Annotated in this window: 14 protein-coding genes; 6 read left to right on the top strand and 8 right to left on the bottom strand. The window is 70.0% G+C overall.

The annotated features are described in order from the left end of the window. Window positions 1–23: 23 nt before the first annotated feature. Entirely contained in the window at window positions 24–647 is a 624-nt protein-coding gene (locus tag BM085_RS03565) for a TetR/AcrR family transcriptional regulator (protein WP_245789097.1), read from the bottom strand. 172 nt (window positions 648–819) lie between these two features. Further along, window positions 820–1,692, bottom strand: a complete 873-nt coding sequence (locus BM085_RS03560; protein ID WP_093885582.1) for a TIGR03619 family F420-dependent LLM class oxidoreductase — start codon at window positions 1,690–1,692, stop codon at window positions 820–822. A gap of 553 nt (window positions 1,693–2,245) precedes the next feature. Between BM085_RS03560 and BM085_RS03555 the strand changes: the two genes are divergently transcribed. Then, the gene (locus BM085_RS03555) at window positions 2,246–2,845 is read left to right on the top strand and encodes a BBE domain-containing protein (RefSeq protein WP_177244938.1); all 600 of its coding nucleotides are present in this window, start codon (window positions 2,246–2,248) and stop codon (window positions 2,843–2,845) included. A gap of 183 nt (window positions 2,846–3,028) precedes the next feature. Continuing rightward, a complete protein-coding gene (locus BM085_RS03550) occupies window positions 3,029–3,523 on the top strand; it encodes a cupin domain-containing protein (RefSeq protein ID WP_093885580.1) in 495 nt (164 codons plus the stop codon). A 127-nt stretch (window positions 3,524–3,650) separates the two neighbouring features. Here the strand turns inward: BM085_RS03550 and BM085_RS03545 are convergent, their stop codons facing one another. After that, entirely contained in the window at window positions 3,651–4,088 is a 438-nt protein-coding gene (locus BM085_RS03545) for a GbsR/MarR family transcriptional regulator (RefSeq protein ID WP_093885579.1), read from the bottom strand. Further along, window positions 4,085–4,822: an alpha/beta fold hydrolase gene (locus tag BM085_RS03540; protein WP_245789096.1), complete on the bottom strand. Its 738-nt coding sequence runs from the start codon at window positions 4,820–4,822 to the stop codon at window positions 4,085–4,087. The genes BM085_RS03545 and BM085_RS03540 overlap by 4 nt, the downstream gene beginning before the upstream one ends. 337 nt (window positions 4,823–5,159) lie before the next feature. Between BM085_RS03540 and BM085_RS03535 the strand changes: the two genes are divergently transcribed. Next, window positions 5,160–6,566, top strand: a complete 1,407-nt coding sequence (locus BM085_RS03535) for an FAD-dependent monooxygenase (protein ID WP_093885577.1) — start codon at window positions 5,160–5,162, stop codon at window positions 6,564–6,566. A gap of 91 nt (window positions 6,567–6,657) precedes the next feature. Here BM085_RS03535 and BM085_RS03530 read toward each other — a convergent pair whose 3' ends face one another. After that, window positions 6,658–7,026, bottom strand: a complete 369-nt coding sequence (locus tag BM085_RS03530) for a VOC family protein (RefSeq protein WP_093885576.1) — start codon at window positions 7,024–7,026, stop codon at window positions 6,658–6,660. Window positions 7,027–7,086: 60 nt separating this feature from the next. Here BM085_RS03530 and BM085_RS03525 point away from each other — a divergent pair, with 60 nt between their 5' ends. Continuing rightward, window positions 7,087–7,536, top strand: a complete 450-nt coding sequence (locus BM085_RS03525; RefSeq protein WP_093885575.1) for a MarR family winged helix-turn-helix transcriptional regulator — start codon at window positions 7,087–7,089, stop codon at window positions 7,534–7,536. Window positions 7,537–7,581: 45 nt separating this feature from the next. Here the strand turns inward: BM085_RS03525 and BM085_RS03520 are convergent, their stop codons facing one another. Together BM085_RS03520 and BM085_RS03515 are read right to left on the bottom strand one after the other, a co-directional pair. Further along, the gene (locus BM085_RS03520) at window positions 7,582–8,361 is read right to left on the bottom strand and encodes a class I SAM-dependent DNA methyltransferase (protein WP_093885574.1); all 780 of its coding nucleotides are present in this window, start codon (window positions 8,359–8,361) and stop codon (window positions 7,582–7,584) included. A gap of 164 nt (window positions 8,362–8,525) precedes the next feature. Then, window positions 8,526–9,788, bottom strand: coding sequence for a cytochrome P450 (locus BM085_RS03515; RefSeq protein WP_143120787.1), 1,263 nt, complete (start codon window positions 9,786–9,788; stop codon window positions 8,526–8,528). Between the two features lie 769 nt (window positions 9,789–10,557). On the opposite strand from BM085_RS03515, the gene BM085_RS03510 reads away from it, so the two are divergent. Both BM085_RS03510 and BM085_RS03505 read left to right on the top strand, forming a co-directional pair. Next, window positions 10,558–16,026 (top strand): type I polyketide synthase, encoded by a 5,469-nt coding sequence (locus BM085_RS03510; RefSeq protein ID WP_093885572.1) that lies wholly within the window; start codon window positions 10,558–10,560, stop codon window positions 16,024–16,026. 326 nt (window positions 16,027–16,352) lie between these two features. Next, entirely contained in the window at window positions 16,353–19,697 is a 3,345-nt protein-coding gene (locus BM085_RS03505; RefSeq protein WP_177244937.1) for an ATP-binding protein, read from the top strand. Between the two features lie 203 nt (window positions 19,698–19,900). On the opposite strand, the gene BM085_RS03500 is transcribed toward BM085_RS03505, so the two are convergent. Further along, a complete protein-coding gene (locus BM085_RS03500) occupies window positions 19,901–26,410 on the bottom strand; it encodes a PKD domain-containing protein (protein ID WP_093885570.1) in 6,510 nt (2,169 codons plus the stop codon). Between the last annotated feature and the right edge of the window lie 309 nt (window positions 26,411–26,719).

Raw genomic sequence — 26,719 nt, 5'->3', positions numbered from 1 at the left:
TACTTCCTGGACGGCCGGGTGCGTCATGAAAGTGGCGGGAGAGGCTCCGCGCCAGTGCCACTCGCCCGGCGCGATGCGCAGATGGTGGAGACATGTGCGGTCAGTAGGCCCAGCACCCCGGTGATCGCCTGGTCGAACGGCTGCACGGAGCCGGCGGCGCGGGCCAGGACGTAGCCGCCCTGCAGGACCGCGACGACGGTCGCGGCGGCTGCCCGCGGGTCCAGCGCGTCATCCAGTTCGCCGCGCTCGCGCCCCTCGGCCAGGACCTCGGCGAGGCGCTCACGCAGCCAGGCCAGGGTCTCGTCGACCGGGGCCCGCAGCGCCGGGTCGCCCATGACATCCGGGTCCTGGGTGAGACGTCCGACGGGACAGCCCTTGAGGACGTCCCGCTCCCGGCGCAGGTACGCGGTGACGCGGTCCAGGGCGGTCCCCGACGCGGAGAACTGCTCCTCAGCCTTGGCGCGCATCTCCTCGGCGGTGCGGCGAATCGCGGCGAGCGCCAGGTCCGGCTTGCCGGCGAAGTGGTGGTACATGCTGCCCTGCCCGGCCCCGGCCCGCTGCTGGATCGCCTTCGGACTGGTGCCGGTGTAGCCGCGTTCCCACAGCAGTTCGCGAGCGCTTTCGATGAGGCGTTCCGCAGTGCTCATGCAACGAGTGTACATACTTGTAGGTACAGAAGCGCCTCGGGTTTTCAGCGCGACTGCGGCCTCTCACGAATGACCGGATGCGAGAGTTCCGGGAGGGATACCGGGAGCGATCGCATTTCCCCAGGTCACTGTCCGCAAGAATCCTCTCGCAATCCGCACCGGAACTTCTCGGCTAACCGGCACTTCTCGTCTGGAGGAGGGCGAACCGCTGGGCGAACGCGGACATCTCCTCGTGTTGCCGGTCGGATTCGGTGGCGGAGGCACTAACGACGATGCGGGTCACCCCTTGGGCGGCGAACGCCTCCACCTGATCGATGGTCATGTCGATCGACCCCGATCGCGTGTACTCCAGCGTTTCCGGGTCGCGGCCGGCCTCGGTGGCGGCTGACCGGGCGATGTCCATCTGGATGGCGCGTTCGTTCGGATCGAGCGCGCCCCCGGGGAAGTAGCCGTCGCCGCGGCGTCCGGCGCGGCGTGCGGCCGCCCGGCTCGATCCGCCGATGTGGATCGGCAGGTGGGTGACCCCATAGGGCTTCGGGAACTGGCACAGGTCATCGAAGGTGAAGAACTCCCCGTCGAAGCTGACACCGTCCTGGCCGCCGGCCCAGAGCAGCCGCATCACGTCGATCGCCTCGTCGGCACGGCGGCCGCGGGTGCTGAAGTCGACCCCCATCGCCCGAGCCTCACCGGGCAGGGAGCCGAGGCCCGCGGTCAGCAACCGCATCCGCCCCTTGGACAGCACGTCGACGGTCGCCAGACGCTTGGCGAGGATCACCGGATGGTGGTACGGCAGCAGCAGCACACCCGTCCCGAGCAGGATCCGGCGGGTGGCCGCGGCGACGAAGCTCAGGCAATCGAGCGGATCGAAGTACGGCAGCGACGGCGGTAGCTCGAAGCGGCCGACCATCGCGCCGGGGTACAGCGCGACGTGCTCGGGCACATACAGCGACTCGAAGCCGCAGTCCTCGGCATGCTGGGCGTAGGCCATGATCGTGTCGGGGTCGATGCCGTGGTAGGGCGTGCTGTAGCTGATTCCGAACTTCATCGTTACTCCTCCGGTCGGCCGACGCGATGAACGGCCGGTCACCGACCGGCACGGCCGGCGCCACGCAGACATCGTGGCCCCGCCATCCGTCGACGACCTCCGCCACCCGGTTGTCGCAGCCACGCTAGAACCTTGTCGCCGGTGTCAAGGCAACTCGCGCTGCAGAAAGCGGGCGGTCCGGCCGCAGCGCAAGCTGAGGCCGGACCGCCCGGCGAGGAGGGCGGATCCCGGCCCGCCTCCGGTGCTTTCACCTCCGGGCACCACGGTTCCCGGTCCAGGCAGTGCGGGCGACCTCTCGTCAAGCGGAGTCGCGCGTCCGATTCCTACAAGATCGGGGTAACTCACTTGGCTAGGTTGACCTGCATGAACATGATTGCGGCCCAGGTTTTCGGGCCGGATGAGCAGGGATATGACGACGGACGGGTGGGACTCAACCGGGCAGTCGAGTCGCGGCCCGCGTACATCGTCGCCGCCGCCCGCGAGGAGGACGTCGTCGCCGCCGTACGGCTGGCCGCGGAGCGGAGGCGGGCCGTCGGAGTGCTCGCCAGCGGCCATGCGCGGCAGGTTCGTCACCCATGTACGTATCGCCTTCAGCGGCGCGGGAGGCGGCGAGAAGCTGGTCGAGCCGCTGCGTGCTCTCGGTCCGCGGCTGGTGGACACCGTGCGCGACATGCCGTATGCCGACGTCGGCACCATCCATCACGAGCCCACCGGCGCGCCGTACGAGGCCTGCGACCGCAACGTGCTGCTGCGCGAGCTGGAGCCGGGCGCCGTCGCCACGCTCATCTCCCTCGCGGGGCCGGCCGCCCGGCCCCCGTTCATCACCGAGCTGCGGCACTTCGGCGGCGCCTACGGCCGCCCGCCGGAGGTGCCCAACTGCGTCGGCGGCAGGGACGCAGCGTTCTCGCTGTTCACCGGGACGGCCCCGGCCCGGCAGGACCGCGAGCAGCGCGATCGGCTGCTCGACGAGATCCGTCCATGGAGCACCGGTGGGACGAACCTGAACTTCCTGGGCGTCGAGGACACCGACCCCGCCATCGTGCGCACCGCTTACCGCCCGGACGATTTCGCCCGGCTGACCACGCTGAAGGCGATCTACGACCCGGACAACATGTTCCGCGTCAACTTCAACATCCCACCGCGTACCGGCTGACCGGGCATCCGGCGCGGGCGGCACCGCCCGGGAGCAGCCGGGGCCGTGGTGGCCGTGACCTCTGCTCGGGCCAGGGTTGGCCCAATGGGACAGATCAGAATTGGATCTTTTAGTGGGCCGCCGCGACTTCGTATGATCATCTGGTCAGCCGCAGATGATCCATCGCTCGAGGTGAGCACACCGATGTCCTATCCGCCCCCGCAGTACTTCGCCGATCACGGCACCGCCAGCGCGGTCTACCGGCCCGCCGACACGCGGCCGGACCTCACGATCGGGGTCAAGTCCCAGGTCGGCTATCTCGCGACCGGAGCGACGACCGCGGGCCAGTTCGGTCTCTACCGCTGGGACATGGCGGCGATCCCGAACGGCCCCGGCGCCCATTTCCACCGGACCATCTCCGAGTCGTTCTTCATCCTGGAGGGCACCGTCTCGCTGTACAACGGGGAGCGGTGGCTGGACACCACACCGGGCGACTTCCTGTATGTGCCACCGGGCGGGGTGCACGCCTTCAGCAACGACTCAGGCGCACCCGCGTCGATGCTGGTGCTGTTCACACCGGGAGCGCCCCGGGAGGCGTACTTCGAGGAGCTCGCCGAGATCGTCGCCTCCGGCCGGCAGCTCACGCAGCAGGAATGGACCGAGCTGTATGCCCGCCACGACCAGTACGCCGCGCCGTGACGGGCCACATGTGAGTATCCGGACGCCGCGCGGGAGGCTCTGCCGGCCTTCGCCGCCTTTCTCCCGGGAGGTCCCGAAGCAGGGCTGACGCCGTCGGCGGATTCGCGAGATCGTCTGCGAGACGCCGCTACTGGCGGTGTCTGCCGAGTATCTGGTTCCCGGCGTCGACATAGCCGGCGAACAGCCCGATCACGTCCCGGAGCCGGTCCTGCGCGGGGCCGGGGTTCACCAGGGTCTCACCGTCGCGCAGGGCGGCGATCAGGGTTCTGGCCCGCGAATGGCTTGCTTCCAGCAGAGACTCGAGCCCCCCGGTGGCTTCGACCAGGAGTCTGCGGCTGCCGGGCTGCGGGATCACCTTGGCGAGTCCCCAGGAGTCCAGCTGCCGCACCGCGGTGCTCACCGCCCCCTTGCTCAGCTCGAGCTCGGCGGCGATCGCGTCGAGAGAGGTCGGCTCCTCGGTCACCAACAGCAACCCGTAGACGCGGCCGGTCGCGTGCGGGAGGTTCCATGAGGCCAGCAGGTCACCCACCGAGGTGACGAACGCGCGCCGCCGGGTCGCGCTCACCGCCGTGCCTGCTTCGATGCCGGAACCGTACGCAGGAACGCTTCGATCGCCGCATTCACCGCGTGAGGGTCGTCCTGGTTGGAGATATGACCCGCGCCGGGGATGACGACCTCCTCGACCCCTTCGGCCCTGGCCCACCTGGGCATGGCCGCGGCGATGTTGCCGGTACGGTCTCGCTCACCGCGGATCAGGCACAGAGGCACCGGCGTGCGATAGCTGGGGGCCGGGTCGAGGAGATCGACGGTCGCCCGCCACACCTGGACGAACTCCTTCTTCGACAGTTGGGAGAATGCCCGTCGTGCGTCTGCCCGCGCGCGCTCTGTCATCGCGGAGGCCTCGGCCATCATGCCCGGAAGGCGCTTGGCCGGGATCATCGACAGACTCGGCGCGGCCGCCTTCACCAGCAGTCGCTCCTTCCATGACAGTGGTGCGGTGTTCCACGTCGAATCGATGACGATCAGCGCCCGGGCGAGGTCTGGATGCCGCCGGACGACGGCCTGGCTGAGATTGCCGCCGAGGGACTGCCCCACGAGCACAGGCCGGTCGAGCGCGAGGTGCTCGATGAGCGCGCGCAGATCCGCGATCGCCTGCTCGGCGGTGAATCGAACACCGGCCGGGCGAGACAGACCGTGGCCGCGCATGTCCCAGATGACGACCCGGTACCCCTGGGCGCGCAGGTGCTCGCGCTGGGCGTCGAACATCACGTGATCGGCCCCGGCGCCGTGCGAGAACACCAGTGGAACGCCGTCGCCACCGCTGTCGTCATAGCGGAGAGCACAGCCCTGCAGTGAGAGCGTCGAGGTTAGATTCACCATTTACTAAATATAGCGAATCTGTCCGGCGGAGGCGAAGCAGCCCTCCGGACTCGGAGCGATCCCGCCGCTCGGCCGCGGCCGGCCGCCGGTTCGGCTGCCGCTCGACGCGGCCGGCCAGGAAAGGCCACCGTCTCCGCGCGAACCACGCGGGATCAACGGAACGTCCCGTCACAGTCTGGATCCACCTCGGGATCAGGCGGCTGCGGCACGTCCCTTTCTTTGCGGTAAGGGACGCCCCGCGATCTACCGTCCTGGCATGGACATCGATGTGATCATTGTCGGGGCCGGCCCCACCGGCCTCATGCTCGCCGCGGAGCTCGGCCTGGCCGGGGTGTCCGCAGCCGTGGTGGAACGGCTGCCCGCGCGCAGCGGCCAATCCAAGGCGCTCGGCCTGCAACCGCGCACCGCCGAGGCGCTCGAACTGCGCGGACTGCTCGACCCGCTTATGGACCGGGCGATCCAGCGAGTGCCCGGCGGCCACTTCGCCGGGCTGCGGCTGGACTTCAACGCCTGGGACACCCGGCACCCGTACATGATCGGCATCCCGCAGACGCGGGTCGAGGCGCTGCTCGAAGCCAGGGCGGCAGAGCTGGGGGCCAGGATACTGCGCGGGCACGAGCTGACCGCGCTCGCACAGGACGACGACGGTGTCACCGCCACCGCCGGTCCGGTACGGCTGCGTGGCCGCTATCTCGTAGGGTGTGACGGCGGTCGAAGCGCGGTGCGCGAGCTACTGGGGATCGGCTTCCCCGGGCTGGACGGGCGGTTGCGCATGGCGGTCGCGGACCTCACCCTCACCGGGCCCGCGCCCACCTCGTGGAGCCTGCCGATCATGACCCCTTCCGCCACCGGCAAGGGTTATCTGGCGCCGCTCGGCGACGGCGTGCACCGCTTCCTCTTCTACGGCCCCGAGCAGCAGAGCCTGTCCAGGGACGCGCCGATCACCCACCAGGAGGTGGGCAGGGCACTGGCAAACTCCTTCGGACCGGAGGTGACGCTCACCGGGATCCGCTGGGCCTCCCGCTTCACCGACGCCTCGCGGCAGGTCACGAACTACCGGCACGGGCGGGTACTGCTGGCCGGCGACGCCGCGCACATCCACTCCCCCATGGGCGGGCAAGGGCTCAACCTCGGCCTGCAGGACGCCTTCAACCTGGGCTGGAAGCTGGCCGCCGAGGTCAACGGCTGGGCTGCGGACGGGCTGCTCGACACCTACCAGGACGAGCGGCACCCCGTGGCCGCGCGAGTGCTGGCCAACACCCGCGCCCAGGCCGTGCTGCTCGTGCCCCATGAGGAGAATCTGGCCCTGCGCGACATTGTCGAGGAATTGCTGCGGGTTCCGGAGGCCAACAAGGTCGTGGCGGGCATGATCTCGGGGCTGGACATCCGCTATCCCATGCCGGGAGAGCCGCACCCGCTGGCCGGGCGACATCTGCCCGGCCTCGACCTGCGAGACGGCCGCGCCGTACTGCTCACCACGACAGACCGTCTGCGTACGGCCGCCGCCCCGTGGTCGGACCGGATCGGCTACGCGGGGATCACGCGCGAGCTCGGCGCTGAGGCCGTGCTGGTGCGCCCTGACGGCTACGTCTGCTGGGCAGGTTCGGACGCCGGTTCCCTGGCCGGCGCCCTGTCCCGATGGGCCGGCCGCCGGAGAGCCTGAGCGATGAGAACCGTGAGGATCAGACGACGTCCGCGGTCCGGGATCGATCACGCCGGGTGATTCTCACTGACCGCAACGACCGGTGTGGAGCTCACCGCTTGTCGTGGATCGTGACGGCGTATCCATCGGGGTCGGTGAAGGTGAACGTACGCCCGAACGGGCCGTCGAAGGGCGGCGTCACGACCGGGACGCCTGCCGCGTCCAGCGCGTCGTGCACCTCCTGCGCGTCGGTGGCGTGCAACCACAGCGCCACGCCGAGACCCGGCCGGGCGGCCGCGTCCAGGTCGACGCCGGGCAGCGGTTCACGCAGCGCGAACGGGATGGGTGTGGTGGCGAACACGATCGCGCCAGGCGGGCCTGCCGGGGGGCGGCGCAGACCGAGCCGGTCTTCGTAGAAGGCGGCGGCGCGATCCAGGTCGCGCACCTGCAGGGCGATGAAGTCGGGTCCGGTAACGGTCATGGCGCTCTCCTCCGCTATGTCAAAGTCCTGACATAGAGCATTATGTGTCAGGATGTTGACATGAGTCAAGGCGAGATGCTTGGTCCGGTGGACGACGCCGTCGGCTACGTCCTCAAACAGGCCGCGGTGGCGCTGCGCAACGCCATGGACGTGGCGCTGCGCCCGCTGCACCTGACCGTGCCGCAGTACGCGTGCCTGGAACTGTTGGGGCAGCGCCCAGGACTGTCGAACGCCGAGTTGGCTCGCGGCACCTTCGTCACCCGCCAGTCGATGAACGTCGTCCTGCGCGGACTCGAGGATCGCGGCCTGGTCACCCGGCCCGCGACCGCCCCCAGAGGCCGCGAACTGCCCACCGTGCTGACCCAGGCCGGCCTGGACCACCTGCGTACGGCCAGCGTGGCGATCCGCAGGATCGAGAAGAAGATGTGCGCCGACCTGACACCCGCCCAGCAGAAGGGACTGCTTGAGGCTCTCGCGACCTGCGTCCGGAGCCTCGCCGGCACCCCTTAGACCGCCGGAAGGTCTCGAGGCGGGCGTCGCGGGACGCGGGCGCGCTCAGCCGGACCGGCGGACGACGTACAGGATCCGGTCGTGGTCGTCCTCGTCGGCCGGTTCCCGCGCCGACGTCCCCACCAGACCTCGGGTGGCCACGACGCGCAGCCCTGCCTGCTCGGCCACCCGGCGCACCGTCCGGTCGGAGTGGTGCCGCTGCACGTGCCGCATCGACACCCGCTCCCAACCGTCGCCGGCCCGCTCGAACAGGTCGAACTGGGTGACCACGACCGCGTCGGCCTCGATCCGCGGGGACACCGCGAACCACGCCACGTACCGGTCCCCCCGGTCGGCGATCGTGGGGACGCCGAACGCGCGCCGGTAGTGGCCGACGGTGCTGAGGTCGAAGACCAGCACCCCGTCCTCGGTGAGCTGGTCACGCGCGGCCGCCAGCGCCCGCCGCAGTTGGTCGGTGTCGGTCAGGTACGCCATCGGCACATCCACGCAGGCGACCACGTCGAAGCCGGTCAACCCGGGCGGGGGCTGCTGCAGCCGTCCCACCTGGAACCGGATCCCCTCGGCCCCGGGCCGGCGCCGGGCCATCGCCACCATCGCCGGGGACAGGTCGTAGCCGGTCACCTCGAACCCCCGCTCGCGAAAGGCCGCGCTGCTGCGGCCGGTCCCGCACCCGGCGTCCAGCAGCCGCCGCCCGCCCGAACCGTACCGCTCCACCACCTCCACGTAGCGGTCCACCAGCCTGGCGGTGTCCAACCGCGCGTTCAGCTCGTCGTACCGGGCCGCGACGCTCTCGTACGCCGCCAGCGTCTCATCCACATGCGACATGCGCGCCTCCTGCGCACGGGTGTCCCGTCGGCCGCACGCCGGGTCGAGGGCCGCGCCGGGCCGTCGGGCCCGGCGCGGCCACTGGGAGAGGACTTACCAGATGTGCCATGCCTGCCGGTTGACCCGGCGGCCGGTAACCCGGCGCAGCAGCTTCCTCATGTAACTCACCTCCTTTCCTGGGCGCGGCTGGTGCTCGGGGCCTGGTGGGGGGTCCGGCGCAGCCGGAACCGGGGAGGGGTGATGATGCCGGCGACATGGGGGCGGCCGTGGCCGCCGCGCACCTCCAGGCGGGCGCCGTCGGTCACGGCGGCGAGAAGGTCAGTGGCCAGGGTCTGGGCGACGGCGGCGCCGGCGCAGGTGAACGGGCCGCCGCCGAAGGGCAGGTAGGGCCCGCGGGGGCCGGGGCCGTCCCACCGGTCGGGCCGGAACCGGTTGGCCTGCGGCCAGTGCCGGTCGTCGCGGTGCAGCAGGTAGGAGCAGACCGCCACGCTCTCCCCCGGCTCCAGCCGCACGCCGCCGATGTGGTGGGCGCGGAGTACCGGGCGGCCCAGCAGCCACGCCACCGGCCACAGCCGCAGCGATTCCCGTACGGCCGACTCCGCGGGCACGGCCGCCAGGTCGACGCCGTGGGTCGCGGCCGCCAGCAGCGCCCAGGCGACCACGTGGCCCACCGGCGCCACCGAGGTCCGGAACAGCAGCAGGTACGCCTGGGCGACCTGCGCGGCGGGAGTGCCGGGCGGGGTGGCCCCGAGCACGGCGTCCAGCAGGTCGCCGGACCGGCCGGGCGGTGGACCGGCCCGCCGGGCGCGTGCCTCGGCGGCGACCGCCCGTACCGCGCGCGCCCACAGCGCCTGTTGCGCCACGCGCGCCAGCGGGCCGGCGGGACGGATCAGGACATCGCGCCGCACCACCCGCGCCATCAGCTCCCGCAGCGCCGGCGGGCTGTCCGGGCGCAGCAGCGCCCCGGCCAGGAACCGGTGCGCGGCGGCGCGCCCGGCCGACGGCCACTCGCTGACCTCCCCCAGCTCCGCCACGACGGCGGGCAGCCGTTCACGGTGCGCGGCCAGGTGGGCGCGTAACGTCGCGCGCGCCGCCCGCCCGATCGCGACCTGTGTCGCCCGCGGCTCCAGCCGGCCGCCGCGGAGGTGGAAGAAGTCGGACACCTCGTCGTAGTGGCCCTCCTCGTCGTGCAGCACCCGCAGGGCCTCCACCGGGTCGGCCACGCACAACGATCCGTCGTCGGGCAGCCGGAACACCGGGCCCCGTTCGCGGGCCGCCCGCTCGACGAACCCCAGCGGGTCCCGGCGGTACCACCGCCCCGCCCCGCCGGGCAGGCCCCCGGCCACGCCCGCCCACGGCCGGCTCCCGTCGCCGTCGAGAGCGATCCGATCCGGTTCGCCGACCGTCGCCATCCCCACCTGCCCCACGCCGTCCGTGATCTCGGGTGTACGCGCAGGCGGTGCCACTCGTGCGCCCCGCCAGGAGAGCGGCGCCGCCCGCCACCGCGCCGGGCAGGCGACGGGCCTGCGGGCCTGTCGGTACGCGGCAACGATGGAAAGTGCGATGCCAAACCAGGAACAGCGGAAGCTTATACCTTTAGATCATCCTTACTGTTTACCAAGTGAATAGTGGGAAATATCGGTATTTGATTTACAGAATTGACGGAATGCCACGGTGAGAGTGTCCCGGGAACGTCCACCCGCTCTCGCCCCCACCGGGATGAGCGGGCTTCCCCGCCCGGCGCCCGGCGCTCCGTTCCTTCTGGGCGGCTAGCTCAGCCGTACTGTCAGGGCCCGGGGTCACGTCCACGGACGTGGTGTATGAGTCGATCTTCGCGTGATCCTGTTTCTGCATGTCAAGGGGGATACTCCGGCGTCACGCCACTGCCGGAAGCCGTTGTCCCCGCTTCCGCGGAGACCCCGAAGGCATGCGCGGACCAGAAGGTCGGTGCTGCCGGGATAGCCACGTTCGCGGTTCTCGGCCGGCAAGTGCGGCACGGGAACATCTTCAAGCCGGCGGCAAGAGGGCCCCCAAGCCGGCGGCAAGTAGCGATCGTCATCATTCGATGCGCTGGAACAGCGGGCTGCGAAGGTGCGCGTCCCCTCCTCCGGCCGCGGTGACTCCGCGCTGCTCCCCCAGGCACACGGCGCAGAGTCTCCCGCCTCCGCCCAGAAACCGTGACAGGGGAAAACCGCCATGAGCTTGAACCAAGAAACCACATCCGCGTCAGAGCCGATCGCCGTCGTGGGGATGGCCTGCCGACTGCCCGGCGCCCGTTCACCCGAAGAGCTGTGGGAGCTGCTGTGCCGTGGCGAGAACACGATCTCCGAGATTCCGCCGGATCGGTTCCCCGTCGAGGAGGTCTATCACCCCGCCTCCGGTGTGCCGGGCAAGCTCGCCTCCAAGTACGGCGGTTTCGTCTCGGGCATCGACGAGTTCGACGCGGCGTTCTTCGGCATCTCGCCGCGCGAGGCGGCCACGATGGACCCCCAGCACCGCATGGTGATGGAGGTGGCCTGGGAAGCCTTCGACGACGCCGGTCTGGTGCTGGAGGAGATGCCACAACGGACCGGAGCGGTCTTCATGGGCGTCATCACCAGCGACTACTGGGACCGCCAGTCGGGAGCCGCCGAAGAGCTCGACGTGCACACGGTGACGGGAAGCACCCGTGGCGGCAACGCGGGCCGGATCTCCCACGCCCTGAACCTCAAGGGGATGAGTGTGGCACTCGACGCCGCCTGCTCCTCCTCCCTGGTCGCCGTGCAACTCGCCGTCCAGTCACTACGCGCCGGGTCGTGCGACCTGGCCATCGCCGGTGGCGTGAACGCCATCCTCACCCCCGACCACGCCATCGGCTTCTCCCAGGGATCGATGATGGCCCTGGACGGCCAGTGCAAGGCGTTCGACGCGCGCGCCAACGGCTACGTGCGCAGCGAGGGCGCCGGCATCGTCGTGCTGAAGACCCTGTCGCGGGCACTGGCCGACGGGGACAGGATCCACGCGCTGATCCGCGGGGCCGCCGCGAGCAACGACGGGCACTCGGACAGTTTCATGACCCCGCAGATCCCTGGGCAGCAGGCCGCCCTGACGGCGGCCTATCGTGACGCCGGGGTGGATCCGGCGAGCGTCGCGTACGTGGAGGCGCACGGCACCGGCACCAGCGCGGGAGACCCCGTGGAGATCGCCGCCCTGGACTCGGTGCTCGGGCGGGGACGGCCCGAAGGTCGGCCGCTCCTCGTGGGCTCGGCGAAGACCAACCTCGGCCACACCGAGGGTGCGGCCGGTATCACCGGCCTGATCAAGGCCTTGCTGTGCGTGCAGCGCGGCTGGCTCCCGGCGAGCCTGAACTTCACCACGCCCAACCCTTCCATCCCCTGGGACAGCATCGGCGTGCGGGTGTGCGACAAGGGACAGCCTTGGCCGGACCTGGACGGCCCCCGCAGGGCCGGGGTCAGCAGCTTCGGCATCACCGGCACCAACGCGCACATCGTCGTCGAGGAGCCGCCCTCCGCTTCGCGGCCGGACGAGTGGAGCCGACAGGAGGAGCGGCGCGAGGACGGCGACCGCGCGGTGCTGCTGCCGATCTCGGCGCGTACTCCCTCCGCGCTCGGCGCGCTCGCCGCACGCTACCGGGACCTGCTTCCCTCCTCGCTGCACCAGATCGCCGGCGCGGCGGGAGCACGGCGCAGCCACCACGACCAGCGGCTGGCGGTCGTCGCCGGCACGAGCGAGGAGGCCGCCGCCAAACTGGACGCTTTCGCCGCGGACGGTCACGCGGAGGGCGTGTACGCCGGCGAGGCCGATGACGTCCGTGATCCCGGCGCCCCGCACCTGACGGCGTGGGTGTTCCCCGGCCAGGGGGCGCAGTGGGTCGGCATGGGCCGCGACCTGCTCGACGAGGAGCCGGTCTTCGCCACGGCGATCGCCGACTGCGAGAACGCCATGCGCCGCTACGTCGACTGGTCGCTGACCGCCGAGCTCAACGCCGCCCCCGAGACCTCCCGCCTCGCCGAGATCGATGTGGCCCAGCCGACGATCTTCGCGGTGCAGGTCGCGCTCGCCCGCCTGTGGCGATCCTGGGGCTTCGAGCCCGATGCCGTGATCGGGCATTCCATGGGAGAAGTCGCGGCCGCTCACGTGGCCGGAGTCCTCGACCTCGACGACGCCGCCCGGATCATCTGCGGCCGCAGCCGGCTGATCCGTGCCACCAGCGGTCAGGGGGCGATGGCCGCGGTAGAGCTGTCGTCCGAGCGCGTCCAGGCGCTGATCGCGGAGCGGGGCGGCACCGCGGTCCTGGCAGTGAGCAACTCCCCTACGTCCTGCGTGCTCGCCGGCGAGCCCGAGGAGATCGACGCCATCCTCCGCGACCTTGACGCCGAAGGCGTCTTCGGGCGCCGCGTACAGGTGGACATCGCCTCGCACAGCCCGCAGATGGACCCCCTCCGCGAACCGCTCCTCGAACTGCTCGCCCCTCTACGCCCCCGGCGGGGCGATGTCCCGCTGTGCTCCACGGTCACCGGCCGCTTCCTGGACGGGTCCGGGATGGACGCGGCGTACTGGGTGGACAACCTTCGCGAGCCGGTGCTGTTCGCGGACGCCGTCCAGCATCTGGTGGAGGAGGGATTCGACACCTTCATGGAGTTCAGCCCCAACCCGCTGCTCGCCCGAGCCGTCCAGCAGAACCTGCGCCATGTCGGCGGGGACGGGGCGGTCGTCACCGCACTCGCCCGCGACACGCCCGGCCGTACCTCCCTTCTGGAGGCCGCCGCCGAGCTGTACGTCAAGGGGCGGGCGATCGACTTCTCCCGGATGCAGCCCCACAGCGGACAGCACGTCCCCCTCCCCTCCTACCCCTGGCAGCACGAGCGGTACTGGAAGAACCCGGTCAGGCGGGCCGCGACCGTCCGGGACGGCGGCGGACACCCGATCACGGGCACGGCGCTCACCCTGGCCCCTACTGGAACCCTGGTATGGGACTTCGCCCTGGACGTCGAGCGACTGCCCTACCTCAACCACCACCGCGTGCACGAGATGCCGATGCTGTCGGGTACCGGCTACCACGAGCTCGCCCTGGCCGCCGGGGAGGAGGCGTACGGCGACCGGTCCTTCGCCGTGGAGGAGCTCCACCTGGAGCGAGCCGTGTTCCTGACCCCTGGAACACCCCAGCGCCTCCAGGCTCGCCTCGATCCGGATGAGGCCGACCGCGGCCGCCGCTGGACGTGCTACCTCGTCGAGGTGAGCACCGGCGGGACCACGGAATGGACGCGGGTCGCCACGGCGCTGGTGCGCCACTGCTCTCCCACCGCCGGCGACCGCCACATCGACCTGCCCGGCGTCGCCGGCTATCGGGAGACCGTCGACGTGGCGGAGCACTACGCCGAACTGCGCCGCCGCGGCATCAAGCAGACCGGCCCCTACCAGTCGATCGTCGCACTCCACCGCACGGACGCGGCCGTGGCCGCCGAACTGCGGATCGACGACGCGATCACCGCCGGACTGCAGCGCTACCTATGCCATCCGGCACTGCTCGACGCGGCCCTCCAGCCCGTGATGGCCGTGCTCGGCAACGGTGACACCGGGGACGACACCTATCTGCCGGTGCGCACCAGGCGCTGCCGGGTGCATGCCCGCCCGCAACCAGGCGCTCGGCTGTGGTCGACCGCCGTGCGGACCTCGACCGCGCAAGAGCCCGACCTGGTCGAGTTCGACGTGCTGGTCAGCGACGACGAGGGCCGCGTGCTCGCCTCCATCGACGGCTTCCAGATCCAGCGGCTGGTCGCCGATCCGCCGGAGGTCGTCGAGCGCAAGGCCGGCCGTCTGCTGTACGGCGTCGAGTGGACGGAACTGGAGCCTCTCACCGACCCCGCACCCGAGCGGGCTCCCTGGCTGGTGGTGAGCGACTCCCCCCTCGGCGCCGAACTGTGCGCCTCGCTGGCGGCCGCTGGAGGCGAGCCGCTGCTGGTCCAGCCGGGTGCCGGCTACCGGAGGCTCGACCCCCACCGGTGCGTGCTCGACCTCGCCTCCACCGAGGACTGGACGATCCTCATCAAGGAGCAGTCGGAGAGCGGAGCGTGGCCCCCGAGAGCTGTCGTGCGCCTGTCCACCGCGCCCTCCGTCGAGGAGGCGACCCGGCCGGACGCGCTGGAGCGCTCCTACGAGGTGCTCGCGTTGGTCAAGGGGCTCACGAGTGATCAGCAGGCTGCTCCCCGGCTCTGGCTGATCACCACCGCTGCCCAGACTCCGGACGGTACCGGCGATGTCAATCCCGCGGAGACCGCCGTGTGGGGCATCGGCCGCGTGATCCCCTACGAGCATCCCGAACTGCGCTGCTCAATGATCGACCTTCCTGAGGATCCGGATTCCGGCATCCTCCGCGCCCTCTCAGCCGAGATCAGGGCCGACGGGATCGAGACGGAGATCGCCTTGCGGGACGGCCGCAGATACACCGCGCGGCTCCGCCACCGACCGCTTCCCTCCGCGAGCCCGGTCCCCGTACGGCCGGACGGGACCTATCTGATCACCGGCGGCTGCGGCGGGGTCGGACTGCTCACCGCGGAGTGGCTCGTCAAGAACGGCGCGCGCCACCTCGTCCTGGTCGGCCGCGGCGGCGCTTCGGAGGGCGTGATGGACCGGATCGCCGCGATGCGGTCCGCCGGCGCGCAGGTGCTGATCGCCAGGACGGACATAGCGTCCCGGGTGGCGGTGGCGGATCTCCTCGACGACATCGCCCGGCACATGCCTCCCTTGCGGGGAGTCGTCAACTCCGCCGTCGTCCTCGACGACGGGACGCTGGCGCAGCTGGACCGTGCGCGGTTCCTCGCTCCCATGCCTCCCAAGGTCCACGGGTCATGGCACCTGCACGAACTCACCCGCCACCTGCCCCTCGACTTCTTCCTCCTCTATTCGTCCGCGGCCTCCGTGATCGGCTCACCGGGACAGGGGAACTACTCCGCGGCCAACGGCTACCAGGACGGGCTGGCCTGGCACCGGCGGGCCAACGGGCTCCCGGCCCTGACCGTCAACTGGGGACAGTGGTCCGCCACCGGACAGGTCGCCAAGGCGAGCAAGGACCTCCGGCTGAACGAGCGCGGCTTCGCCGGTTTCGCTCCCGCCGAGGGCCTGGCCGTCCTCGACCGCCTGCTCCCCTCCCCGCATGCCCAGGCGTCCGTCATGTCGTTCGACCCCACCGCCTGGACCCACTACTTCCCCGCTCTGCGCACCTCGTCCCTTCTGCGGCACCTCGTGGAAGGCGGTCCAGGGGACGCCGCCCCCGCGGCGGAGCTCGAACCGGCCGACCTCGCAGGCCTCGGCGACGAGCAGGCCGGACAGCTCATCGCGGCGTACCTGTGCACGCAGGTCGCGGCCATCGTCCAGCTCCCCCGGGAGAAGGTCGACGCGGCGCAGCGCCCGCACCGCATGGGCCTCGACTCCCTCATGGCAGTCCAGCTGCGCAACCGGATCGCGGCCGACCTCGGCGTCATCCTGCCGGTGGCGGTTTTCCTGCAACGCCGCACGATCGGCGATCTCGCCACTGTCACCCTCACCCACCTGAAGGAACCCGAAGCCGTTCCAAGCGGCTCCGATCGCTCGACGGCGGGAGGCCTCGCGGTCACGAACTCCGGGGACGGCGGGAATGACTCCGGGAGGGGACTGCAGTCGATCTGACATCACCTACCCCGCCACATGACGGATTCCGCCCGGCCTGATGGATCGGGCGGAATCTTCGTCCTGATCGCCCGGCTGCTCAGGGCGGGCGATCAAAGGTCGGGCATCCGCCGTCCAGCGGATTCGATATCACCCTTACGAGGGACGATCTACAACAAAGCGGGCAGTCACGATACATCGGATGTCGCGCAGCTTTCTTCCTCAGGAGTCACTCGATGTGAAACGAGGAAGCAGAGCCCCGGCGAGGCAGGGGAGCCGTTCATCGGGTTTCACGAACCCGTGGACATCCTCGTAGCGACGTGCCGCTGAGATCGTAGGTGGTAAGGGTGGAGTTTCGGGTTCTTGGCCCGGTGGGGGCCTACAGCGATGGCGGGGTTCAGGTCGATCTCGGCGGTCCGCGCCCGCGTGCGGTGCTGGCCCGGTTACTGCTCGCGCAGGGGGCGGTCGTGTCTGCGGACACGTTGATCGATGACCTGTACGGCGGGGCGCCCCCAGCCAGCGCCCTGTCCAGCCTGCACTCGTATGTGTCGAATCTGCGCCGGATCATTGAGCCCGGCCGCAGCCCCCGGACACCTCCCCTGCTGCTCCTCGGGCAGCCTCCCGGCTACCTGCTCGCCACCACGAACGTCGACGCGATCCGGTTCGCCAAACTGGTCACCCGATCGGAGTCACGTCCCCCCGGTGAGGTGCTCGTCTCCCTGGACGAGGCGTTGCGGCTCTGGCGAGGCCGGCCGTACGGCGAGTTCGCCGATGAGACCTGGGCCGTCACGGATGTCAGCCGCCTTCGCGAGTTGCGCCTGGTCGCGGTCGAGCGGCGCGCCCAGGCCCTGCTGGACCTCGGCCGCCCGCAGGCGGTGATCACCCACCTGGAGCCCGAGGCGGCCGCGCACCCGCTGCGCGAGCGGCTGTGGTGGCTGCTGGCCGTGGCCCTGTACCGCAGCGGGCGGCAGGCAGACGCGCTCGCCGTGCTCCGCCATGCCGGGAACCTGCTCACCGAACAGCTCGGCCTCGACCCCGGCCCGGAACTACGGGCGCTGGAAAACGATATCCTCCGGCACTCCGACTCGCTCACGAACCCGCTCTTGACCGCCACCGCGGTGTCGGTGCCCGTACCTCCGCAGTCGCCACCGCGGCTCCTTGTCGGGCGGGAGCGGCAGCTTTCGGAGTTGAAGACGCTGCCGATACGTGCGAGTCGAAACGGCGTGGCCGTCGCAGCGGTGAGCGGTGAGCCGGGCATCGGCAAGACCCGGCTGCTGGAGGTGTTTCGCGACAAGTGCGCCGACCTCGGCTACGTGGTGCTGTGGGGCAACTGCCACGACATGGAGGGGACCCCGGCCCTGTGGCCGTGGCTTCAGGTGCTGCGCACGTTGGATGAGATCTGGCCACCGCCGGACCGCCAGGCGCTGGCCGGGTTCCTCGATGAGGAGATGCCCAGCGGCTCCACCGCGGCGGCGCTGCTCCACCGCAACCAGGTCATCGCTCGCTGGCTCACCGCGACCGCGCAGACCCAGCCATTGGTGATCATCCTCGACGACCTGCACTGGGCCGACCCGGCCTCACTCGCACTGCTCAGAGATGTCGCCATGCTGGCGGGCGGCGAGACGGCGAACGTCCCGCTGACGCTGGTCGCCGCTTTCCGCGAGACGGCTTTCCGCGAGACGGCGATTCATGGCACAGCACTTCCCCGTGGCTCGTTCCATCTCTCACTGGACGGTCTGCTGGGGGAGCTCGCCAGGTACGACCTGCTTCGCATCCGGCTGACCGGTCTGGAGGTGGAGGAGGTGCGGGCGATCGCCTCGGCCATGGGCGCCGAGATGGACGAGTCCTCCGCCGAGCGCCTGTCCGAGCGGACCGGCGGCAACCCCTTCTTCGTACGGGAAAGCGCTCGGCTGCTGGCCCAGGGGCGAGATCTGGAGGCGGTTCCCGAGGCGGTGGCCGACCTGATCCGCTGGTGGCTGGGCAGACTGGGCGCGCAGGCCGGTGAGGTTCTGGGTGTCGCCGCACTGATCGGTCGGGACTTCGACCCGGCCGTGGTCGCCGAGGTGTGCGAGACATCCGAGATCGGATGGGTGGAGGTCTACGACACGCTGGACCGGACAGCCCGGGCCGGGTTGACCGTTGCCGGTGAGGTTTCCATGGCGTTCGCCCACGACCTGGTCAGGGAGACCCTTGTCCGCGAGATCCCGCCGCTGCGCAAGGCGGTCATCCACCAGGCGGTCATGACCGCCCTGTCCTTCCGGCCAGGCGTGGACGTCACGGTCATCGCTCACCACGCGGTGGAGGCCGGCCCGGCCGCGTACGCCGATGCCACGCGCTGGGCGATCGCCGCCGCCGAACAGGCGAGCCTGCGCCTGGCCTACGAGGAGGCGGCTGTCTGGTGGGGCCGGGCGGTCGCCGCGCACGGCGCCTGCGCGGGTGACCCGGTAGAGCACGTGGAGCTGCTGCTGCGGCAGGTCCGTGCGCTGCTGGAGGCCGGGGACGTGATCGGCGCGCGACAGGTCCGCGCGAAGGCCGTACGTGCCGCCGACCGAGGCGGGGGGAACTCGGAGCTGACCGCCCGCGCCCTCACCGCACTGGACGCCCCGGCGATCTGGACACTGCGTGATCTGTACGGGGCGGCGGAGTTGCGGCTGGTGGAACGGTTCGAGGCCGCGCTGCGAGCGCTGCCTGAAGCCGACAGCCACGAGCGAGCCCTCCTCCTGGGCGGACTGGCACAGGAGCTGTACGGGACTGATGACCCCCGCGGTGACGCCTTCTCCGCAGAGGCGATCGCGATGGCTCGCCGGCTGGGCGACCCGTATCTGCTGATGCGGATGCTCAACGCCCGGCACCTGTCGCTGCCTCAGCCGTTGCACATCCCCGAGCTGCTGGAGCTCACCGAGGAACTGCACGAGCTCGCACTGCGCACACGAATGCCGGGATTCGAACTGCTCGCCCAGATGATGTTCGCCCACCACCGGTTGGAGCTGTTCGACCTGGCCGCCGCGGACGCGGCCGCCGTCCGCTGCGACGTCATGCTGGAGCGGCTGTCATTGCCATGGCCGCGCTTTCAGCACACCATATGGCGGATCAACAGGCTCGTCCTGAGCGGGCGGTTCGACGACGCCGAAAACCTGTACGGCGAGGCCGAACGCCAGGCCACCCGGATCGGCTACTGGTATGCGGGCGGAGTGGTGGCGATCGGGCGTCTCATATTGCGCTACAACCAGGGCACCATCGCGGAGGCAGGGCCGCTGATCGACGCGATCACCGGCGTTCATCCCAGTGCGGATCACGATGCTCGGGTGCTGCAGCTGTGCGCGCAGGGCCGCGTGCGGGAGGCCCGTGCCTTGGCCGCGAACGGCTGGCCGGCACCGCCGCCGGACTGGTCGTGGCTCTCCATGACCTGTCTGCAGGGCGCGGCCCAGGCCGCCATCGGGGACCTGCCGGCCTGCCAGGTGACCTACTCGGCGCTGCTGCCGTATTCCGGGCGGATCTCCGTGGTTTCGGCGGTGGTCTGCATGGGGCCCGTCGACTGGTACCTGGCCCTGCTCGCCTCCGCGCTGGGCGACAACGCCGCCGCCTCCCGGCACCTTGAGACGCTGACACGACTGGCAGGCCAGAACGGGCTCATGTGGTGGCGGGACCGGGCAAGGTCGGCAAGTTGTGAGGTCTTTCCCCACGTGCCTTGACACTCCAGCCGAGACTCCTGACCTCATTACTGATCTCTTTATCGGTTCGATGATGGAGCACGCCGACGAAAGATCCCGCCCGTGCACTGGACGGACGGGATCTGCGTACTTTTCGGTGTTTATTTGGGGGTTTGTGGGTGGGGTTTGATCCGGCTGTCCGCAGGCCTCAGGTGGGGTCTCTACGGCCCGCGGAACTGTCAGGCTCAGCCGCTGACGCGGATGACGCCACTCACCGGTGCGGGCTTGCCGCTGGTGTCGTAGATGAGCTCTCCGTTCTTCTTCCAGACCCTGACCACCAGCTGGTCGGTGTTGTCGGCCGGTTTGCCGGAGTCGACAGTGGTGATCTCGTAGGTGACGTCGACGGTCTTGTTGACCTTTCCTTCTCCGCGCAGGATCGCGGTGCCGCCGGCCACGGCGAGCACCGTGGAGGAGTCGTCGCGCAGGTCGAACCCAGGGGCGTTGTAGTGCAGCTCACCGGTGGGGGTGGTGTCCTTGTCGCGGTAGTGGGCGGTGACGTCGAGGTTCGCCTCGCCCTCCTTGGCGCAGGCGGCGTCCAACGTGCACACTCCGGCAGGTGAGACCGTCCGCCCGGCGCCGACCAGCGAGCCGGCCGGGTCGTAGACCACCACGTAGGCCTGCTTGCCGTCGGCGGTGTCGGCCTTGGTGGCGCCGCTGTGGTTGTCGGTGACCGTCACCGAGATCGGGTACAGCCCGGCCTTGGTGAACACATGCGACCCGCTCACGGTGCCCTTGCCGCCGTGTCCGGCGACCGCTGCGGGCACCGGCTCGCCGCCGATGCTCCAGGTGGCGGTGTGCGTGTCGGCCTTACCGGAGTCGGTGAACGAGGCGCTGAGCGACACCGCCTCGCCCACCTTCGCCACCTTCGCAGGCTGCTTGGCCGCCGCCGGCGCCGTCAGGGCCACCTCGGGTGCGGCGTTGGTGACGTGCACGGTCACCTGGACGCCGCCTGAGGCGCCCTTGTCGTCGGTGACGGTCAGCACGACCGTGTAGTCACCGGCCGAGGCATAGACGTGCTCGAGCTTCAACTGCCCGGCGACCTTGGACAGCGGCTGCGGTCCGGCCCCGGCCCCGTAGTCGACCATGTAGGTCCAGGAGGTGGAATCAGAATCGGTGAAGGAGGCCGGCGCGACCCAGACGGCTCCCGCCTCCACGGTGTCGAACGCCGGGCTCACCGTGACCGTCGGGGCCTGGTTCGGGGTCTCGGCGGCCACGACCGTGGCGATGAAGGTGGCCGTGGTCTCCAGGTCGCCGTCGTCCTTCACCTTGACGGTGACCGGGTAGGTGCCCGGGGTGGCCCACTGGTGCTCCAGCGTGATCTGCTTGGCGGCGTCGGGGGTGACCGGCTGGGGGCCGGCCCCGTCGCCGTAGTCCACCGTGGCCGTCCAGGAGGTGGAGTCCGGGTCGGCGAAGGTCACGGTGCGCTGCAGATCTTCGCCTGTGGTCAGCTCGACGTCGGCTCCGGCGGTGACCACCGGCGCGGTGCTGGGCGCCGCCTCGCTGATCACGTACGGCACGCCCGCATCCCCGAGGTTGTCGCCGCTGTCGTAGACCATCACCATGGCGGTGCCGCTCTTCGGGGCGGTGAAGGTGCGGGTGAGGGTGACGGTGCCGCCCTCGGGCCGCGGGGTCACCACGGCGTCCACCGGCGGTCCGTCTCCCCAGGCGACCTTGGCGGTGTGGGTGTCGCCGGCTTCGGTGTCGGTGAAGTCCACCCGCAGGGTGAACGGCTTGCCCACCTGGCCCCGCAACGGCGCGGCCGGGGCCTGCACCACCGGGATGCCACCGGCCTTGATGCCCTTGCCGGTCAGCGGCACGGTGTAGGCCGGCGCGGCGCCGTCGGCGGTGGTGAAGGTCAGCGCACCGGCGGCCGGGCCTTCCGCGGTGGGGGCGAACTTCACCTCCACCGTGCACGCCTTGCCGACCGCCAGCTCCACCGGGCAGGCGTTGCTCTGGGTGAACGGCCCGCTGACCGCGATCACCTTCAACGGGATCGGATCATTCAGCCGGTTGGTCAACGTCACCGAATTCGGGTAGCCGACCTGGCCGGCCTCCACCGGATCGGTCCAGTCGACCCCGGACGGGTTCAGCAGCGGACGCACCGTCGCGGTGGTCGAAGCGGTGTTGTCGGCCGGCTTGGGGTCGGTCACCGCCAGGCTGTAGCCGCCGGTCCCCGCCTTGAGCTCGGTGCCGTTGGCTGCGTTGTCCGGGACGGTCGCGCTCACCTCGACGGTGGCGCTCCAGCCCGGCTCCAGCACCCTGGCCGTGTTACGGAACCCGCCCTTGATCGCGGTGCAGATGCCCCGCCAGGTGTCACACGTCGCGCCGGTGACGGCCTGCGGGATCAGCATGTCCAACCGCACGTCGGTCGCGGTGTCGTCACCCTTGTTGGTCACCGTGGTAGTCCAGGTCACCGTCGAGCCCGGCCCCGGCTCGGTCGCCGACACCGTCTGCTTGACCTCCAGATCCGCCCGGGCGGTGGTCGGGGTCAGCAGGAACGACCGCGCATGGGCGGAGAAGCCGGTCGGATCCGTGGTCGAACGGTCGCGGATGAAGCCCTGCGCCACGATCTGGCCGGAGGAGTTGACGTCATACAGGCGATCAAGGCCCATGCACGGCCCGGTTGTGTCCTCCTGCTCCCGCGGGCACAGCGGCCGGGGCAGCAGATCCGCCAGCGCGTACTTCTCGCCCTCCAGCCATATCACCGGCTCCCAGATCGTCTTGACCGGGGTAGAGGCGTCCTGGTCGAGCGCGCGGCCGACCACCAGCCCGTGGTTGTTGAGGGCGGTCGCCTCGCCTTCACCGAGTTCGGTCGGCTGACCGTCCTTCCACAGGACGGCGCGCGTGGGATTGTTGGGGCCGCAATCCACGCTACCCGCCACCACCTCGGCGGTGTTGACGTCATAGGCGTCGCCGTACTCATTGTCCTTGTACGGGCAACCTGGCACCGCAAGCGGCGTGGTCACCCCGTCCCGGTAGAGCGCGGGCCCCCAGCGGACGGGCTTGCCGTAGATCGGGTCTCTTCCCATCACATAGTTACCAGCCACCGTGCCCCGGGCGTTGATCCGGGATGAGAAAGCGGAGGCATACCCGGAGACATAGGTGTACTTCGTGTCGAACACCGGGTTGGCGGGCAGCTGGACCGCGCCCCCCTGATCCCACATCACATGGTTACCGCCCGCCGTGCCGAACACCTGGCCGGTGTCGTTCAGGCCCAGGGCCGATCCGCCCGATTCCGGCTGCAGATTCGTGACCGAACCGTCCTTGCGGTAGACGACAGCGCGGTTGGCCCCACCCTCTCCCGACGTAGCCCAGCCGGAGACGTCCCCGGCCTCATTGATCCCCGTGGCGACCGCCCTGCACCTGTTGGTGCTGCGGGGGTCATCGGTGCACGGCAGGTCACCCAGATCGGTGAACTCACCGGCCTGCCAGCGCACAGCGCTCGTCCTATGAGTATGGTTCTGGTCCACCGTGGCGGCGACCTGACCGCGGTCGTTGAGCGCGACCGCCCTCGTCTCCGCCGCACTTCGACCAGGCGACGCCGCACCCAGCTCGGTCACCGTGTAGGCGCCGAACCGCGCCACCACCGTGTGCGGGCCGTCCATGGTCAGCCTCAGCGCACCCGCGCCCCGCTCCTCACCGTCCACGGTCCACCCGATCGGGATCCGCCCGGCCTCAGGGGTCGCGGTCACCGTCACCTTGGTGCCGGCACGGTAGGTGTCCTGCGCCGGCGACGCCGCCACCGAACCACCGGGCTGCGCCGACAACGTCAGCTCGAACTCCCGCAGATCGGGCTTCTTCACCTCGACCACATCAAGTGCGGCCCGCAGCCCCTTGGCGGTGTCGGCCTTCACCGTGACCGAATACACACCCTCGGCCAACGACTCAGAGGTGGCACCGTACACGCCGTCACCGGCGCCGCCGTCACCGCTGTTGCCGTCATCCTTCAACGACAGCTCAACACGCGCGCCGTCCTCGCCGATCACGATCGCCTGCACCGGCACCGCGGTAACCGGCTTACCGTCATCGGTGACGGTGCCTGTCACCTTGACCCGGCCATCCTCCGACGGCTGCTCCACCGTGGCCGCCACCTTCACCGGGTTACCGGCGACCCAGGCACCCAGATTGGCCGTGACCGGCTCAGTGGCCGAGTTCGTGATCTCCAGCTTCCACGCACCCGCCCGTGGTTTGGCGACACTCAACCCCTGGACCGGCTGCTTGGCCTCATCACTGCCCGCCGCGTACTGCGCGGCCGGCTCCCCAGACGGATCACGCAACACCAACCCGACGGTCGACGGCAACGACCCCGTCACACCGAACGCCGAACCCTGCGGGACGTCCAACGGCACACTCACCGTCTTCCCCGCCTCCACCGCAGTCGACGACGCGGCGAACACGGAACCCGCGTCCGTACCGCCATCATCCGTGGCCGTGGCGGCCGGCGCGGCGGCCATGGCCGAGTCGCCGGTGACCCCCTTGGTCAACCTGGGCGGATCCGGGTCACCGTCCTTGCCCGGCACCGACGCCAGCCGCGGTTTGACGTAGCTCTCGAAATCCCGCGCCGAGTCGGTCATCGACATGTGCACGGTTCCGGTCCTGGGGACGTCGGGGTAGAACCGCGCACTCCACAACGGAACGATCAGGTCACTGTCGTGGAACTCCGTGTGCTCGGGAGGGGCGAGGCAGGGCAGGGGCCTGCCCACGCCCGCCAGGTTGGAGGGGGTCACGCCCTTGAGGTTCGTGTACTGCTCGTTGAACACACCGCGTACGAACCGAGCGGTGTTCTGCTCCGTGGCCGGGGAGAACGGAACGGAACCATCAGTCAGGGTGGCGTTCAGCACGACCATGTCCGCACAGGGAGTCCCCCGGTTCGGGGTGCCCATCTGCAGCATCCGGTTCACCACCGGCTTGTGATCCGGCGAGCTCGGCATCTCGGTCTGGATGTACTGCCGCGTGATCAGACCGCCCATCGAGTGGGCGATGACATCGACGTGCGACGCGCCCGTCCGCGTGCGCACGTTCTCCAGGTACTTCGCCAACTCCTTGGCGTTCTCAGCGAGCGTATTGGTCTGCTTCGACGAGTCCGACAGGTCACCGGTGTCAAGGGTGCCACCATCGGGGCCGAACTCTCCGTCACCGACGGCGAATGACCCGATATAGGGATGCAGGCTGTCCAGGATCGCATGAGTGTGCCCCCATGCGATCTCCGCGTTGGACTTCCAGCCGTGCACCAGAACCACGGGCTTCGGCCTGGTAGTGATTTTCGCCGACTCGGCGAACCCCTGCCTGACACCGCCCATGTAGAGCCGCGCCTTCACATACCGGACCAGGTTCGCCTCGCCCCTCTCCCAGGCAACCCCAGCGGTGTCCCAATTCGCCCGCACGTTGACGGTCTGGTTCGGTTCGAGCTCAACCTCGATCGGTTCCACCTTGGGCAACGGCGTGTAGTCCACGGCCTCGCCCGGATTCGGCGCCTGGTACAGCTTGATCTGCGCGGAAACGGGCATGGAGCCTGGATTGGTCACCGAAACCGTGATGCGCGCCGGGTCGCCGTCGGTCACGGCCCCGGCCTCACCCCACGCCTCGGACGGGTATCTCTTGGTCTCGAGGGTGACCGAATTGATGACGGGCTTGGCGAGTCCCAGGTCGAGCAGGAAGGCGTGCCCCACGCCTGTGGTCGTGTTCGTTGCGACACCGGTGATCTGACCGAGGTCGTTGATGCCGAGGGCCCTTGTCAAGCGCAGGTTCGTGCCCGCCGGCACCAGGGTGTTCAGGTCGATTCCGGCACCGCCTGCGTACATGGCGGCTCTCGTCGGCCCGGAGGAGGTCCTCATCAATCCCACGGCGATGCCCGCATTGTTGATCGCGTACGCTTCGCCGCCGAGGGGGGTGTCCTGCTCTACGGCCACACCGCTCGCGTCCCAGATGATAGGGACGATACCGCCGTTTATATTCTTCCCGTGGCCGGCGACCTGCCCCTTGTCGTTGATGTCAGCGGCCTTGGTCTCGCCGGCGTACTGCAGAATGTCCTTGGCCAGGTCGAGGGGCTGTCCGGGCTTGGTGCGGAACGCGCGTATCTCAAAGACGGACCGGTCGGGGTCCATGTCGGCGTTACCGGCCACTGAACCTGAGTTGTTCAGCGCCGAGACCCCCATGTTCTGGTCCTTGAACGCACGGAGCTGCAGTACGGACCCGTCCGGATCGCGTACCCAGCCGCCGCCCCCGATCTGCCCTTTGTTGTTGATGGCCCTCCCGAAGCGCTGCTCTATGAGAGTCGCCTTGCCATCTTTGAGGACGAAGGTCTTCTCGTCATCCGGGCCCATGTCCGAAAACGTGCCGACCACCGTGCCGTCGTCGTTGATGCCCCAGGCATGGCTGTGAACGATCCCGCCGTCGCCGAGGCCCTCGAGGCTGTCGTGCAGCTGCCTGACGGATCCGCCGGAGAACAGAACGGCTCTCTGGTGATCGTTCAAGTGAGAGACAGTGGCCGTCCCGACGACCTGGCTCATGTTGTTGATGCCCCGGGCGTTGGCTTTATAGCCGAGGCTGCTGTACACCCCGTCATCGCGGCCGTTGAGGGAGCCGAGATCGATGAGCTTGACCTCGCCCGCCGCGGATGCCGCCTCGTTGTTCGGAGGCGGTTCGGGGGCGGATGCGGCGATCGCGGATGTGGGCAGGACGAGAGAGCCGGCCACCGCGGTGACCAGCCATATCCCTAACCATCGTGCCGCGATCCGCCGAGAGGAGGCTCGACTGAATAACCAGTGCAAAGGAGTGACTCCATGACTATGGCCGTGCCCTCCCGAGCGCGGCTTGGGGACTGTCAGTCGCCGCCGATCGTGACTGGTCGCGCCTGTAGGCCGCTTGGCCTCGCTTGTAGGTCGCTTGGTCTCGCTTGTAGGTCTCTTGGCCTCGATTTCAGCGAGCTTGCCGAAGATCCACAGGCGTGTGGAGGCCGGACGGGCTTCACCTGTTCCTCGTCCAGGATGAGTGGCAGGTTGCGC

This window comes from Streptosporangium canum (assembly GCF_900113865.1).
Classification (GTDB): domain Bacteria; phylum Actinomycetota; class Actinomycetes; order Streptosporangiales; family Streptosporangiaceae; genus Streptosporangium; species Streptosporangium canum.
This window is presented reverse-complemented; position numbering and strand designations above follow the sequence as displayed.